The sequence below is a fragment of the Zhouia amylolytica AD3 genome (assembly GCF_000511935.2).
GTDB lineage: Bacteria > Bacteroidota > Bacteroidia > Flavobacteriales > Flavobacteriaceae > Zhouia > Zhouia amylolytica.
In genome coordinates, this window is the sequence record NZ_AYXY01000001.1 from 30,150 (window position 1) to 44,933 (window position 14,784).

11 protein-coding genes and 2 tRNA genes are annotated in these 14,784 nt (G+C 36.7%); 11 read left to right on the forward strand and 2 right to left on the reverse strand.

Annotated features, from left to right (window positions below; translation table 11 throughout):
- Positions 1-23 precede the first annotated feature (23 nt).
- From P278_RS00130 to P278_RS00170, 10 genes are all read left to right on the forward strand, one after another.
- On the forward strand, positions 24-713 hold the full coding sequence (locus tag P278_RS00130; RefSeq protein WP_038260524.1) for a MotA/TolQ/ExbB proton channel family protein: 690 nt from the start codon (positions 24-26) through the stop codon (positions 711-713).
- A 1-nt stretch (position 714) separates the two neighbouring features.
- Positions 715-1,101: an ExbD/TolR family protein gene (locus tag P278_RS00135; protein ID WP_038260526.1), complete on the forward strand. Its 387-nt coding sequence runs from the start codon at positions 715-717 to the stop codon at positions 1,099-1,101.
- Positions 1,101-1,925, forward strand: coding sequence for an energy transducer TonB (locus P278_RS00140; protein ID WP_038260528.1), 825 nt, complete (start codon positions 1,101-1,103; stop codon positions 1,923-1,925). Before P278_RS00135 ends, P278_RS00140 begins: the two co-directional genes overlap by 1 nt.
- A 7-nt stretch (positions 1,926-1,932) precedes the next feature.
- Positions 1,933-3,144 (forward strand): bifunctional folylpolyglutamate synthase/dihydrofolate synthase, encoded by a 1,212-nt coding sequence (locus tag P278_RS00145; protein WP_038260530.1) that lies wholly within the window; start codon positions 1,933-1,935, stop codon positions 3,142-3,144.
- A 69-nt stretch (positions 3,145-3,213) separates the two neighbouring features.
- Positions 3,214-3,288 (forward strand) — tRNA-Val (locus tag P278_RS00150).
- Between the two features lie 25 nt (positions 3,289-3,313).
- Positions 3,314-3,388 (forward strand) — tRNA-Val (locus tag P278_RS00155).
- 157 nt (positions 3,389-3,545) lie between these two features.
- Positions 3,546-4,631: a hypothetical protein gene (locus P278_RS16540; protein WP_038260532.1), complete on the forward strand. Its 1,086-nt coding sequence runs from the start codon at positions 3,546-3,548 to the stop codon at positions 4,629-4,631.
- Positions 4,538-4,819, forward strand: a complete 282-nt coding sequence (locus P278_RS16875) for a helix-turn-helix domain-containing protein (RefSeq protein ID WP_161808325.1) — start codon at positions 4,538-4,540, stop codon at positions 4,817-4,819. Before P278_RS16540 ends, P278_RS16875 begins: the two co-directional genes overlap by 94 nt.
- 668 nt (positions 4,820-5,487) lie before the next feature.
- Positions 5,488-8,613: a SusC/RagA family TonB-linked outer membrane protein gene (locus tag P278_RS00165; protein WP_055725792.1), complete on the forward strand. Its 3,126-nt coding sequence runs from the start codon at positions 5,488-5,490 to the stop codon at positions 8,611-8,613.
- A 12-nt stretch (positions 8,614-8,625) separates the two neighbouring features.
- Positions 8,626-10,218 carry a RagB/SusD family nutrient uptake outer membrane protein gene (locus tag P278_RS00170; RefSeq protein ID WP_161808326.1) on the forward strand — a complete coding sequence of 531 codons (1,593 nt, stop codon included), beginning with the start codon at positions 8,626-8,628 and terminating at the stop codon, positions 10,216-10,218.
- Positions 10,219-10,291: 73 nt separating this feature from the next.
- On the opposite strand, the gene P278_RS00175 is transcribed toward P278_RS00170, so the two are convergent.
- Positions 10,292-11,560, reverse strand: coding sequence for a UDP-N-acetylmuramoyl-tripeptide--D-alanyl-D-alanine ligase (locus tag P278_RS00175; protein WP_038260536.1), 1,269 nt, complete (start codon positions 11,558-11,560; stop codon positions 10,292-10,294).
- A 64-nt stretch (positions 11,561-11,624) separates the two neighbouring features.
- Positions 11,625-13,271: a gliding motility lipoprotein GldJ gene (gldJ, locus tag P278_RS00180; protein WP_038260538.1), complete on the reverse strand. Its 1,647-nt coding sequence runs from the start codon at positions 13,269-13,271 to the stop codon at positions 11,625-11,627.
- A 362-nt stretch (positions 13,272-13,633) separates the two neighbouring features.
- Between gldJ and porV the strand changes: the two genes are divergently transcribed.
- Positions 13,634-14,782, forward strand: a complete 1,149-nt coding sequence (porV, locus tag P278_RS00185; RefSeq protein ID WP_038260540.1) for a type IX secretion system outer membrane channel protein PorV — start codon at positions 13,634-13,636, stop codon at positions 14,780-14,782.
- Positions 14,783-14,784: the final 2 nt, after the last annotated feature.

Consider the following 14,784-nt stretch of genomic DNA (forward strand, 5'->3'; position numbering starts at 1 on the left):
TTATATCAAAAATCAAATAACCTATGCTATTATTTCAAGAAGCTGCACAAGAAGTTGCAGAGGAAGTGATCTCTGAAGAGAAAACACTTTCGGTAGTTGACCTTATCATGAATGGCGGTGTTGCCAGTATTGTAATTATTGCAGTACTTTTTGTGCTGCTCGCAGTTGCGCTTTATATTTATTTTGAGAGAATACTTGCTATTAAGGCTGCGTCTAAGGTGGACAAAAATTTTATGAACCAGATACGAGATCATGTATCTAACGGTAAATTAGAAGCTGCCAGATTACTTTGTGCACAAACTGATTCTCCGGTGGCCAGACTTACTGAAAAGGGTATAGCTCGTGTAGGTAAGCCATTGGAAGATATTAATAAGGCCATTGAAAATGCGGGAACATTAGAGGTTTATAAGCTCGAAAAAAATGTGAGTATATTGGCTACCGTGGCAGGTGCAGCGCCAATGATTGGTTTCCTGGGAACTGTGATTGGTATGATTTTAGCTTTCCATCAAATGGCAACAAGTGGAGGCCAGGCTGAAATGGGATTATTAGCCAGTGGAATATATACGGCGATGACTACCACAGTTGCGGGATTGGTTGTGGGGATTATTGCTTATATTGGATATAACCATTTAGTGGTTAGAACAGATAAAGTGGTTCATAATATGGAGGCAAATGCCGTAGATTTCTTAGATCTTTTAAACGAACCGATTTAAGATGAAACTGAAGGGAAGAAATAAAATATCGCCGGAGTTTAGCATGAGCTCAATGACAGATATTGTTTTTCTGTTATTGGTGTTCTTTATGCTAACATCCAATGCGCCAAATGCCTTAGATCTTTTGTTGCCAAAGGCGAAAGGTAAATCGACAAATACTCAAAATGTTGCTGTGAGTATAAACAGAAATCTTGAGTTCTTTGTTGATAGTGAAAAAGTAAATCCTGAATTTTTAGAGACGGAATTAAAAAGAAAGCTTAAAAACGTCGATAAACCAACGATTATTCTAAGAGCCGAAGAAAGTGTTCCTATAGAAAATGCTGTAAATGTAATGGATATAGCAAATAGAAATAGTTATAAAGTAATACTTGCCGTAAGGCCTCAATAATGTCATTAATAGATACCAAACATAAAAGAAAGTCATTAGCAATAACCACTACTTTGTTGATAGGGTTATTGCTTTTGATGTTCTATGTGGGTCTATCGTATTTGGATCCTCCGATCGAAAATGGTATTACAGTAAATTTTGGCGTTACCGATTATGGTTCTGGTAATAATCAACCTGTAGAGCGCGTTAAAACGGCGCCTCAGCCTAAACAGGAAATGCCGCAAGAAGTTGAACCTGTAAAAGCGGATGAGCAGGTGGAAGATGTGATTACCAGTGAACAGGAAGATGTTCCGGTGATTCCTCCAAAAAAATCGACTCCAAAAGATACTCCAAAAGCGGAGCCTAAAAAAGAAGAAGTCAAGGAGGTTGTCCAGGAACCTAAAAAGCCATCCAAAACTACAACGGATGCTTTGTCAAGTATTATAAATGGTCCTGAAAATGACGGGAAAGCTTCTGGAAGTGAAGGTGATGATAAAGTTGCAGGAGATAAAGGTCAGCCTGATGGAAATCCATACGCCAGTAGTTATTTTGGTGGTGGTGCAGGAAATGGTGTAGGTTATGGGTTAAATGGTAGATCTCTTGTTTCGCGTAAAAAATTCGTGCAGGATTGTAATGAGTCCGGAGTGGTTGTTGTTCAGATAGAAGTAGATAGGACTGGAAAAGTGGTTAGAGCAACCCCGGGAGTCAAAGGAACTACCAATAATGCACCATGCCTCTTAGAGCCTGCTAAACGAACTGCAATGTCTCACCGCTGGAATTTAGATGAAGATGCACCATCTCGTCAGATTGGTTTTGTGGTTGTTAATTTTAGATTGGGCGAATAATTCATTTATGACATATCAAGAAACTCTGAATTGGATGTTCAGCCAGCTTCCTATGTATCAAAAGCAGGGGAAATTGGCTTTTAAAGCAAAATTAGATAACATAAAGGCGCTTGCTAAGCATTTAGGATCTCCTGAGAAGCGTTTTAAGAGTATTCATGTGGCTGGGACGAACGGAAAGGGGTCTACTAGTCATATGTTGGCATCGGTGTTCCAGGAGGCCGGCTATAAGGTTGGTTTGTATACTTCGCCCCACTTAAAAGATTTTAGAGAGCGCATTAAGATCAATGGTTTGCCTATTTCTGAACAGGAAGTAGTTGAGTTTATTACTGAGCATAAACTATTCTTTGAAAATCATGATTGCTCTTTTTTTGAAATGACCGTTGGTATGGCCTATGGTTTTTTTGCAGCTAACCAGGTAGATATTGCTATCATAGAAGTTGGGCTGGGAGGCAGGTTAGATTCTACGAACATCATTACTCCTGAGGTTTCTGTGATTACTAATATCGGATTAGATCATACCGATATGTTGGGGGATACCCTGGAGCAAATTGCTTATGAGAAAGCAGGGATAATAAAACCTGGTGTTCCGGTTGTTATTAGTGAATATCATCAGGAAACCTACCCTGTTTTTAAACAGGTGGCAGAAACGCTTGGATCTGATCTTTACTTAGGATCAGAATTGCTTAATTCCTATGAGTCAGACTTACGGGGGCATTATCAGAAACGAAATATAAAAGGAGTCGTCACCGCAATCCATTTATTAAAAAGTAAATTTAAAATTAGCGAATCTGATATTGTTGCCGGACTGTCAAAGGTTGTTGCAAATACAGGTTTGCTTGGTAGATGGCAACAACTACAGCAAAGTCCACTTGTAATTGCTGATACGGCACATAATAAGGAGGGGCTCTCTATGGTGTTACAGCAATTAATTAAGACGCCATGTGAGAAGTTGCATATTGTTTTGGGTGTCGTAAAGGATAAGAATTTGCAAGAGATTTTGCCGGTTTTTCCACGGAATGCAGAATATTACTTTTGTCAACCAGAAATTTCTCGTGCCCTTGATGTTGAAGTTCTAAAAAATGAAGCAGCAAAGTTTTTATTAAATGGAAGTTCTTATGTTTCTGTTAGTGAGGCCTATATGGCCGCAAAGAAAAATGCTGGTCCCGGGGATTGCATTTACATAGGGGGGAGCACTTTTGTGGTAGCTGAAATAATCTAGAAAAAAATGCTGTATTTTTTTGTGTGAGTCAAAAACAATTGTATTTTTGCATCCGCAATAAAGAAGTGAGGGCTCTTAGCTCAGTTGGTTCAGAGCACCTGCCTTACAAGCAGGGGGTCGCTGGTTCGAATCCAGCAGGGCCCACAATTATTGTCTTAATGTTTTTATCGGGCTCTTAGCTCAGTTGGTTCAGAGCACCTGCCTTACAAGCAGGGGGTCGCTGGTTCGAATCCAGCAGGGCCCACAAGAAGGAGATGTTTTTTTCATCTCCTTTTTTTATGGTGTTAACTCAGGTTAATTAACTAAAATTTAAGGAATATCACCAAGTTAGTTTTTGTTTTACTTGTTACTTTTGAATTCTTTTTTATTAAATAATTGTGGTTAATTTTTGTTAGGTTTAGATGCTGATAAATTTTTTGAGTTATATTAATTCGTTTTCTTCAGCGCACGAAATTGTTGGAGGTGTTGAAGATAGGTTTCATATACATAACTTGTTCTTTAATACTCTTTTCTTATTGGCAGGTATTTCCGGAATTGTGCTTGGCATTAACCTTATTATGAAATCAAAGCGGAATTTAGCAATTTCATACCTTTCTGTATTTGTACTAGCCATTTCCCTTGCTATTTTGGAGTTGGTTTTGTATTGGTCCGAAGATTGGAGTTACGATCCCGTGGTTCCTTTGTATAGGCTGTTCTTTTTTTTATGGGCCCCATCTATATATCTTTTTTTGAAGGTAAAGTTAAATTCGGAGGTTTTAAAAATAACAGCAAAAGAATTGCTGGGTCATTATTTCGCTTTCTTCATATGTTTTTTTGGTATTTGGTACCTCTCCTTTACCGCGAATAATGATATTAATTCTGGAAATTTAATTTTCCTTGTGTTTGACTTCATTGCGAATAGTGTCTGGTTTAAGGTGCTTTTCTTACTGCTGTATTTTGTCGGGATGTATAAGCTTTATGTTAAGGCTAATAGTAGTCTCTCAAGGTATCATAAGAAATATATTATTGCTTTATTTGTGTATTATATGCACTTAATCGGACTTTTGTTAGTGAGGGCTGTGCTTAATGATGAGGTTTGGTTTGTTTATATTGCCAGTTATATTTTCGCTATTCTGTTCTCTGTATTTATATTGTTTACGGCCTTAGTGATGTTTTTTGACGAAAGAGTCCTGGTAAAGAGTTTTATATCAAAGAAGGATGAAGATTCTTTGGAAGCTTCGGACCTTGAGAGCGAGAAGGGTATGGAGCTTGAAACGGATGCCACTGACTATTCTCATTCTGTTCAAAAATATAAGAATAGTGGGTTGACAGAAAGTATGGTGGCTCAGTATAAGAATGATTTATTAAGGCTTCTTGAAGTGTTGATAAGGTTTATTTGGAAAATGATATTACATTGGATAAGCTTGCCGAATTACTCGATACTGATCGCTATAGTGCATCGCAGGTCATTAATCAGGAGTTTGATAAGAGTTTCTATGAGCTTTTGAATGATTACAGGGTACAAGAGGTTAAAATCCTATTAAATAACTCTAATCATTTAAATGAGAGTGTTATTCAAATAGCTTACAGCGTCGGTTTTAGTAATAGAGTATCTTTCAACAAAGCTTTCAAGAAAAGAACAGGGATGACACCTACTGAGTATATTAATGGTGTCAAGAGAGGTTTTAATTCTTAAATTTTCTGTAATCTTCATACCGAAGTGTCAATTCTTGTCGGGATTGTGTTATTTTCTATCGGAGTTAATTTATGTCAAGACGTTATGTCGTTAATTTGTCTTAATAAAGGCTGGGAGTAGTGTTATCTACTAAACTTTGTTAAGTATTTTATTTGAATTAGTCCTCTTTATAAAATATCGAACCTGGCCTTTTTTTCTTTTTGGATACTCCATTTTACAGAGCTATTGTGATAATTTTTCTTTTTAAAAACTTGAGTTAATCATCTTCCTGCCTAACCCAGATTGAGTATATTTTTTACTTTTTGTAAGCTTTAATTCTTAGAAAAGCCAAATTGTCTTAATAAACTTATAAGTTTTTATTGATTTAATCGTCTATATGCGGATTTTTTAATAAATAATGCTTTTAGTTGAGTTATTAAGGGTCTAATGTGTTAAAACCCCTGTTTGGTCTAGGTGTTAACATAGGTCGGGAACTATTAATTTGGGTCGGAGTTTATCATGTTTAACATTCGTTTAACGTCATTTGTTGCGGTTTCAGTTGGCTGTATAGATTTGTATTAACTTCTGAATATCGATGTTATTCCAAATTTGTTTCAGGAATAATGCGATAAAGTTCTATAGAGTCTTCTGGATCTATTATTTATTACTAACTCAAATTATTAACTTTTATGAGAATTAGGTTTTACTTGTTTTTAAAGGTGTTCCTGATTTCAGTCATTGCGATGGCTCAGGAAAAAACAGTAACCGGTGTGGTAACAGATCAAGATGGTCTGCCGTTGCCAGGGGCGAGTGTTATTGTTAAGGGTACCACAAATGGTACTCAAACAGATTTTGATGGTAATTATTCCATCAATGTTCAAAATGGATCAACATTAGTTTATTCTTATGTTGGTTTAAAAACTACAGAAAGAGTTGTAGGAGCTTCTTCAACTATAAATGTTTCATTGGAGCAAGATTCACAGGCTTTAGAAGAAGTGGTAGTTGTGGCTTATGGTACAGCTAAGAAGGCTACTTTTACAGGTTCTGCATCTGAGGTTAAGTCTCCGGAGCTTGAGAATATTCCTGTAGCTACTTTTACTGATGCTTTACAAGGTAATTCAAGTGGACTTCAAGTGAACAGTACCTCTGGTGATCCTGGGTCAGGTTCTGCCATTAGAATTAGAGGTATTGGGTCGTTGAGTGCTAACAGTTCTCCCCTTTATGTTATTGATGGAGTTATCGTGAATAACGGTAACGTATCAGAATTAGCAGAAGAGGGAGATAGAAGTTTAGCGACTTCTGATGTGTTATCTTCTTTAAATCCTGCTGATGTAGAATCAGTAACCGTTTTAAAAGATGCTGCTTCTACATCAATTTATGGTGCTAGAGCTGCTAACGGGGTGGTTTTAATTACAACTAAAAAAGGTAAGAAAGGAACAGTAAGAATTAATTTCGATACTAAGTATGGTCTTTCTTCATTGCCAAGAGAAGGGTATGACCTTATGAATTCAGCACAGTATTATCGTACTTACTACGATGGGTATATTGCGAATGGATATTCTTCTGACGAGGCTAATCAGCGTACTGTAGCTGCTTTATCTGGTAATAACCCATACAACGTTGTAAATCCAATTGGTGCTGACGGTCAGCTTGTGCCAGGTGCGCAAATTGCTACAGATGTTGACTGGGTTGATCAGGTGTTTGGAACTGGTGAGATCAAAGAATACAATTTAAGTGCTTCTGGTGGTACTGAAAAAACATCTTACTTTACTTCATTGGGGTATTTAGATCAAACAGGTATCGTTGGTGGTACTGATTTTGAGAGAATTTCTACCAGAATTAATTTAGAGACTCAACTTTCTGATAAAGTTAAGGTTGGAACAAATACTTCATTAACTTACACAAACCAAAACAGAGCCTCTGCAAGTACCGCTGGTGCTTCTGCAGTTAGAAATGCTTTGTTATATGCAAATGCCATTCCGGTTTATCAAAGAGATGCTGATGGTAATATCGTGCTAGATGATAAGGGTAATAGAGTGTATAACTTTAACAATCCCGTAAGTTTAGATTTTAACCCATTATATACAGTAGAGAATGATGTGTACAATACAAAGACTTACAGAGTTTTGTCTGGTATTTTTGCTGAGTTCGATTTAGATTTCATTACAGAAGGATTGAAATTCAGAACCGATGAGTCTATCGACTTTTCAAGTGTTGATGATTTTCAGTTTTATAATCCATTCCATGGTAATGGGCCAAGTGTTAACGGTAGAGGGTATGCGATCGCTTCATGGAATTCTTTATGGACAGCTTCACAGAAGTTTATCTATGACAGAACTTTTGGTGATCACCACTTTAATGTGTTAGCAGGTTTCGAGAGTTCAGAAAATAGAAATCGCGTAATTACTGCACATGCTACTCAGTATGCTATCTATGGTGATGTAGTGTTATCAGACTTAGCGAACGCTGCGCAATATGAAGGAGCAAGTTCAACAACTGATAAATGGTCTATTATGTCATATTTCGGTCGTGTAAATTACGATTGGAAGGATAAATATTCAATATCTGCTTCATACAGACGTGATGGTTCTAGTAGATTCGGAGAAAATAACCGATTTGGTAACTTTTACTCGGTTGCAGGTTCTTGGAGAATTTCTGGTGAAGAGTTTATGCAGAGTGTTGATTGGGTAGATAACTTAAAATTAAGAGGTAGTTATGGTACTTCAGGAAATGATCGAGTAGGGTTGTATGACTATATAACAAACTTCTCATCATGGAACTATGACGGTATGCCTGGTAATGCATTATTTAAGCCTGGTAACCCAGATCTTTCATGGGAAGAAAGTGCTACTTTAAACGTTGGTCTAGACTTCCGTTTATTTAGAAATAGATTAAACGGTAGTGCGGAATACTATAACAGAGAAACTTCTCAGTTATTATATGAGACTCCAATTTCACTTGTTTCAGGTTTTGCTAATGTAATTAAAAACTCAGCGTCAGTTAGAAACTCAGGTTTCGAATTTAGTCTAGATTATAGATTGATCGACGGTGAAAACTTTAATTGGGATATTGCCGCTAATTATACAATTAATACAAATGAGATCTTAAGTTTGCCTACTGAAGAACAGATTAACGGAACTAAGATCTGGAAAGAAGGTGGAAGTATTTATGATTTTTACCTAAGAAGATGGGCTGGAGTTGATCCTGATAATGGTGATCCACTTTGGTATACTAGGGTTGTTGATGCGGATGGTAACGAAACGCTTGAAACAACTAATGATTATAATACAGCCGACAGATTTAATGTAGGTTCTGCACTTCCTGATGGTTATGGAGGTTTCCAGACAACTTGGAGCTATAAAGGATGGAGCTTATCTGCAAATACTTACTTTAGCATTGGTGGAAAGATCCTAGATCAGGTTGAAGCTGACTTATTAAATGATGGTAATGAATTAGGATACCAATTATCTGCTAAACAAGCAAACTCTTGGTCGCAGGCTGGTGATATTACAGATGTACCTCGTTTCATTCCTAATAATTCAAACAACTCTAATGGTGGTTTGTCTACTAGATACTTATACGATGGTACTTATGCTAAATTGAAGTCCGTTACCATTTCGTATTCAGTTGATAGAGATGTGTTGGATAAATTTGGTGTAAATAGCTTGTCTGTTTATGCTTCAGGAAATAACTTGCTAACTTGGACTAAATCAGATTTTGAAGGTTTTGATCCGGAAGTAGGACTAAACGGGTTGACTGGTTATGTAACTCCTAATGCAAGAACTATTGTTATGGGATTAAAATTAGGACTATAAAAACATATGAAAATGAAAAGATATATTAATAAATTATTATTGTTGTTTCTGGTAGTTAGTGCTGCAAGTTGTAGTAATGATTTCCTAGAGCAGCAACCATCAGACAGACCTACAGAAGATGTCCTGTTCAACTCTGTAGAGGGAGCAAAGATTCATTTAAATGGTTTATATTCTTTGCAGAACTATTACTATGGTGAAGGTACGAGAGGTATCTTGATTCCTGCGGTTATGGGGGATGATGCTTTAGTTATCTCTAGTAATAACTATACTAGATATGTGAATGAGTATCGTTATAACTACACAGTAGAAAGTAGTAGAGCTTACAACCTTTACTATTACAGTTACAGAACAATTTCAAATGCTAACTTATTCTTATCTCAAATCGATGGTATCGAAGGAAATGAGACTGAAAAGAATGACCTTAAAGCTCAGGCTTTATCATTAAGAGCATTTGCTTACTTTAGTCTTGTAAGATGGTTTGGTGAAACGGCGTATACTGACGATCCTAATGGTAGAGGTGTTCCTATTAACACAACTGTGAATAGTTTGGATGGGTATAACATTCCAAGAAGTACAGTGGGTGAGGTGTACGAGCAAATAGTTTCAGATTTAACCTTAGCAGAGCAATTAAGTCAGCCTGCTGATTACAAAGGATATATTGATGCTAGTGCAGTTGCAGCAATACAGGCAAGAGTATATCTAACTATGGGAGATTGGCAAAATGCTTCTAAGTACGCTAAAAAAGCTTATGCAGGTTTTTCTCTTATAGATGAGCAAACTTATTTAAGTGGTTTTAACAGTACGAACTCAGAAGTAATTTGGGAACAAAGATTCGTTGATAACGATACCAACATTTTCTTAAGTATTCCTTCGTTTACTTATACATCAGGTAATATCACCTATGGTGATAACAATGGTGATGGTGTTGTTGATGGGAATGATGTAAATGCTGGAACTCCGGGTGCTGAATTTGTATTTGGTTACAATAGTTTAAGAGTTACTGAGTATTTTATCGAACTTTTTGAAGATACTGATTTCAGAAAGAAAATGTTCCCTGTTAACTTAGATCCTGACGGAAATAGAATTGGAGATGTTTCTCCAGATAAGACCTATGCTCAGTATGGAGCTGCAGACGGTTATTTAACTACCAAGTATAAAAGTGTTAGCTCATTGGGTACAGGAGATTTCCCTAGAATTCGTGCTAGTGAAATGTATCTTATCGAAGCTGAAGCTGAAGCAAACTTAGGTAATACAGCGGCTGCTCAAAGTGCTTTATTGACTATTAAGCAGAGAGCCGATAACACTGTTGCATCTGTAACCTTAACTGGTCAGGATTTGTTAGATGAAATCTATTTGGAAAGAAGAAAAGAATTGTTCTTTGAAGGACATAGATTCTTTGACATAAAGAGATTAGATCAGGACTTGGATAGAACTCTTTCAGATAAGGATCATTGGTCAGACTTTACTAATAATGATATCAGTAACGATCCAAACATTATTCCTAGAAATAGTGTAAGTAAGCGTTTTTGTTTACCAATCCCTCAAGATGAAATCAATGCAAATGAGGCGTTGACTGATGAGGATCAAAATGAAGTTTACAAGTAAGACTTATCAATAGAATATATTAAATCCCGTAAGGCATAGCTTTACGGGATTTTTTTGTGACAGTATTTTTTGGTTACAATAACTCAAGAGTACGCTCTAAAGCCATTCCTCTTGAGCCTTTGATTAGGATATTTAATGATTGCTCATTCTTAACGTCTAAATCCTTGGCAAGATCCTCATAGGTTTCGTGCTTAATGAAATTGTTTTTGGTGTTATAAAAGTTTTTACCCACCAAATGAACGATTTCAAAACCCATTGTAGAGCAGAGGTCAGATATGATTTGATGTTCTTTGGCAGCGTCCTTGCCTAACTCAAACATATCACCCAGTATCAGGATTTTTTTGCCTTTTTGTTGGGCGAAGTTCTCTATAGCAGCTTTCATGCTTGTTGGGTTAGCATTGTATGCGTCCAGGATGATTTTCTTTCCGTTTTTGTTAATGATTTGCGAACGGTTGTTTGAAGGAACGTAGGCCTCAACACCTTTCTTTATAGAGTTAAGGTCGATTTCGAAATAGAGTCCAATAGTGATTGCAACTGCAATATTGCTGAAATTATAGTTTCCTATTAGATTGGTGTGAATATCCGTTTCGGCGTAGGAAACAGTAACATAGGGGGTCGTTTTTTTATTTGTGATTTGTATGTCAGCAATAGTATGCTCGCTAAATCCATATTTGTTTGGGTAGCCTTCTAGTTTTTCTTGTTGAATTCGGTCATCGGCATTATAGAATATGGTTTTGTTGTTGGATATCAAATGTATGAAAAGCTCGCTTTTTCCTTGAATCACTCCTTCGATGCCTCCGAAACCTTCCAAATGTGCTTTTCCGAAATTAGTGATAAAACCGTAGTCTGGTTGTGTAATAGAAGTTAAGAATGCAATTTCTTTCAAATGGTTGGCTCCCATTTCCACAATACCAATTTCTGTACGATGATCCATGCTTAATAAGGTTAGAGGTACGCCTATGTGGTTATTGAGATTGCCAACGGTTGCAGTAGTTTTGTATTTCTGCGATAGAACAGCATTAATCAACTCTTTGGTAGTCGTTTTGCCATTACTGCCAGTTAATGCAATGATAGGTGTGTTAAGCTCTTTTCTGTGGTAACTGGCTAATTGCTGTAGGGTATTAAGAGTGTCTGTAACATGTATAGTATTAGGTCCTTTGTATTGTTCTTCGTCTATTACAGCGGCTATGGCGCCAGCTTGAAGTGCTTGATGGGCAAATTTATTGCCGTTAAATTTATCGCCTTTAAGAGCAAAGAAAAGGTCTCCCTTTTCTAATTTACGGGTGTCGGTACAAACCTTGTTGCATTTTAAAAACACCTTGTATATATCTTCAATATTCATAGGATAAATGTATAAAAAAAGCCCTGTTTAAAACAGGGCTTTTTATCGACATATTTGTGTAGTATTAATGTCTTGCTCTTTTTGTTCTTTTCTTGGCTTTAGAACCTACACGAGACATGGCGCATCTAAATCCGATATAATCAGTAGCCATGTATTGTGGTAAATATCTCCTTTGTGCCGGATCTAACCAATATGCTCTATCTCTCCAGGAACCACCTTTATATACTCTTACTTCATCATTGATAAGGGTTGTTCTGTTATTAGACTTGTCATACTCCATGATCATGTTTCCGGTAGAATCCGTGGATATTTTGTGCTTTGGAGCATTATACATATCCTCTTCTGACTCACCGTCATCAAACCTTTCATAGAAATTTCTTGTAGAACCTTCATCACCATCTCTATAGTCTCTGTTGTCACTTTTAGAGAAGTTTGTTCTTAAGTAGGTGTCTTTTTCGTCTACTGGAACCATAGCCAATTCGCCAGGAAGATCTCTGGCTACAATTCTACCATTACTCAAGGTGTCATATTTGATTTCGCTTTGAGAAACGATCTTTAATTGTCCATCTTGATTGATGGCAGGTTTCATATAAACGTTTCCTCTGTAATAGTTAAAATCGTTTGCTTCATCATCAACTATAGGTCGATATACATCTGCTACCCATTCAGCAACATTACCGGCCATATCATAAAGCCCGAAGTCATTTGGGGGATAAGTTTTAACTTTCGCTGTAATATCGGCTCCATCGTCAGACCATCCTGCGATTCCACCGTAATCACCTTTTCCTTGCTTGAAGTTGGCTAGTTGATCACCAATATTTTTTCTTCTTCCAGATCGGGTGTATTCACCTTCCCATGGATATTTTTTTCTACCTCTGTAGTTGTTGTATTCTCTGGTACCTACAATTGCCTGTGCAGCGTACTCCCATTCAGTTTCAGTAGGTAATCTGTAATCTGGAAGTATGATACCACTTGTTCTTTTTGCAAAAACATTTGTAGAATCTCTTTGAGCTTTTCCTTGTAATGAGTCTATGTTACCGCCGTAGGCTTCTTCAGGTCTGTTTAAGTAGGTTTCAGTACTGAAGGTACCATCGATATCTCCTTGTGTAACTGCATATTTTGTGTTTCGAGCTAGAAATCCTTCTCTCTCAAGAATGTGCTCGTTAACACGATCAGTTCTCCATTCTGCAAATTGAGCAGCTTGAACCCAGTTAACACCAACGACAGGATATTCTGCATATGCCGGGTGTCTTAGGTAATTGTCTACCATTTCTTCGTTATAGCCTAAACGGTTTCTCCAAACTAATGTATCAGGTAATGCCCCTACATAAATGTTTTTGTAAGATGGATCATCTGGAGGAAATACGCTTTTAAGCCAATCCAGATATTCTAGATACATTACATTAGTAACCTCCGTTTCGTCCATGTAGAATGATTGAACGTGTTGTTGTGTTGGTGTGTTGTTCCAATCGTGCATAACATCGTCCTGCACTTTTCCTTTAACAAAAGTTCCTCCTTCTACAAACACCATACCTGGAGGTGTTTCTTGCTCCTTAAAGTTGCTGTTGTATTGAAAACCACCTTCTTTGGAGTTGATTTGCCACCCGGTTGCCCTGGAGGTGTTTTTAGAAGATAAAGAGTTTTTGCATCCTGTAAAACACGCTACTGAAATAAAACAGAGCGACAAGATTTTAATAGAATACTTTCCCATAGTTAAGATTTGAGTTGTCATAAAAACATTGTGCAATATAATAATTAACTATATAAATTCAATTTTTTGAAATAAAAAATGCAATTCGTTTTCGTTGTATTACACTAATCCTTTAACGTTTATTTTGTAATTTTATTATGACGATTGTTAATAAAAATGAGAGTCATGCCGTAGGAAGACGTTTTTAATAAAGGTCTAATTGATTTGTATAAAGTATGTTGGTGGCGTTTTTAATATAAAAGACGACCATTTTTTATAAGATTTTCTGCATATCTTCGTTAACCTTTCAGTTAACCTTTGTGAGCTTTGTACTTGCTTTAACGGGGCAAAAGATTATTTTTGCTTAAATAGATTTTTCTCGTATGAAGAATATGCTAATGTTTATTTTGATTTATTCTATGGTGAATATGGTTTATTCGCAAGAAGAGTATCAAGAAATAACCACAGGAGTTCCTTTCTTATTAATTTCAGCAGATGCAAGGGCTTCTGGAATGGGTGATCTTGGCGTGGCAACTTCACCTAATGCCTTTTCTCAGCAATGGAATCCTTCGAAATATTCATTTTCTGGTGAACAGGCTGGTATCGGAGTTAGTTACACACCATATTTAAGAGAGTTGGCCACAGATATCTCCCTTATGAATGTTACCTACTATAATAGATATAATGATAGAAGTGCCTATGCGTTTAGTTTGAAATATTTTGGTCTTGGTGAGATTTTATTCCGTCAGGGTATAGACGATGAGCCAATACCTGCAGAACCTAATGAATTTGCACTTGATGGTACATATTCCCTGAAATTAAGTGATTATTTTTCAATGGGCGTTACAGGACGTTATATAAGGTCCAATTTAAAACTGCAACAAATTGATGCCAATTCCAGATCGGCTAACAGTTTTGCAGTTGATGTCTCCGGGTATTATCAGTCTGAAGAAAAAGTATATGATAAGTTTAACGGAAGATGGCGTGCGGGATTTAATGTTTCTAACCTCGGACCTAAAATTCAATATGATGAAGGGGGACAAGAAAGTTCGTTGCCTACCAATTTAAAATTAGGTGGTGGCTTTGATTTTATCCTCGATCAGGATAATACTGTTGCAGTTTCATCGGAGTTCAATAAATTATTAGTCCCGACTCCTAAGGATTTTGACGGAGATGGAGATATCGATAATATAGATAACCAAATGTATAACGATATTGGTTTTTTCGAGGGAGTGTTTAAATCCTTTGGAGATGCCCCGGGTGGTTTTGATGAGGAACTGAGTGAAATAATATGGGCATTGGGAGCTGAGTATAATTATCGTGAGATTTTTGCTCTTAGGTCGGGTTATTATCATGAAAGTAAGAAGAAAGGAGTGCGGAGATACTTTACCTTAGGTGCAGGGTTTAAGTTTAATAATACAACCATAGATCTCTCCTATTTATTCTCAACCTCTAATGTGTCGAATCCGTTAGAAAATACCTTGAGGTTTGGGTTAACTTTTAATTTTGGAGAAACCTATTATGATTATTAAAT

What these genes read in the sequence shown, in the direction of transcription:
- P278_RS00130 (WP_038260524.1), top strand. Translation starts at nt 24, where the DNA reads ATGCTATTATTTCAAGAAGCTGCACAAGAAGTTGCAGAGGAAGTGATC.
- P278_RS00135 (WP_038260526.1), top strand. Translation starts at nt 715, where the DNA reads ATGAAACTGAAGGGAAGAAATAAAATATCGCCGGAGTTTAGCATGAGC.
- P278_RS00140 (WP_038260528.1), top strand. Translation starts at nt 1,101, where the DNA reads ATGTCATTAATAGATACCAAACATAAAAGAAAGTCATTAGCAATAACC.
- P278_RS00145 (WP_038260530.1), top strand. Translation starts at nt 1,933, where the DNA reads ATGACATATCAAGAAACTCTGAATTGGATGTTCAGCCAGCTTCCTATG.
- P278_RS16540 (WP_038260532.1), top strand. Translation starts at nt 3,546, where the DNA reads ATGCTGATAAATTTTTTGAGTTATATTAATTCGTTTTCTTCAGCGCAC.
- P278_RS00165 (WP_055725792.1), top strand. Translation starts at nt 5,488, where the DNA reads ATGAGAATTAGGTTTTACTTGTTTTTAAAGGTGTTCCTGATTTCAGTC.
- P278_RS00170 (WP_161808326.1), top strand. Translation starts at nt 8,626, where the DNA reads ATGAAAAGATATATTAATAAATTATTATTGTTGTTTCTGGTAGTTAGT.
- P278_RS00175 (WP_038260536.1), bottom strand. Translation starts at nt 11,560, where the DNA reads ATGAATATTGAAGATATATACAAGGTGTTTTTAAAATGCAACAAGGTT.
- gldJ (WP_038260538.1), bottom strand. Translation starts at nt 13,271, where the DNA reads ATGGGAAAGTATTCTATTAAAATCTTGTCGCTCTGTTTTATTTCAGTA.
- porV (WP_038260540.1), top strand. Translation starts at nt 13,634, where the DNA reads ATGAAGAATATGCTAATGTTTATTTTGATTTATTCTATGGTGAATATG.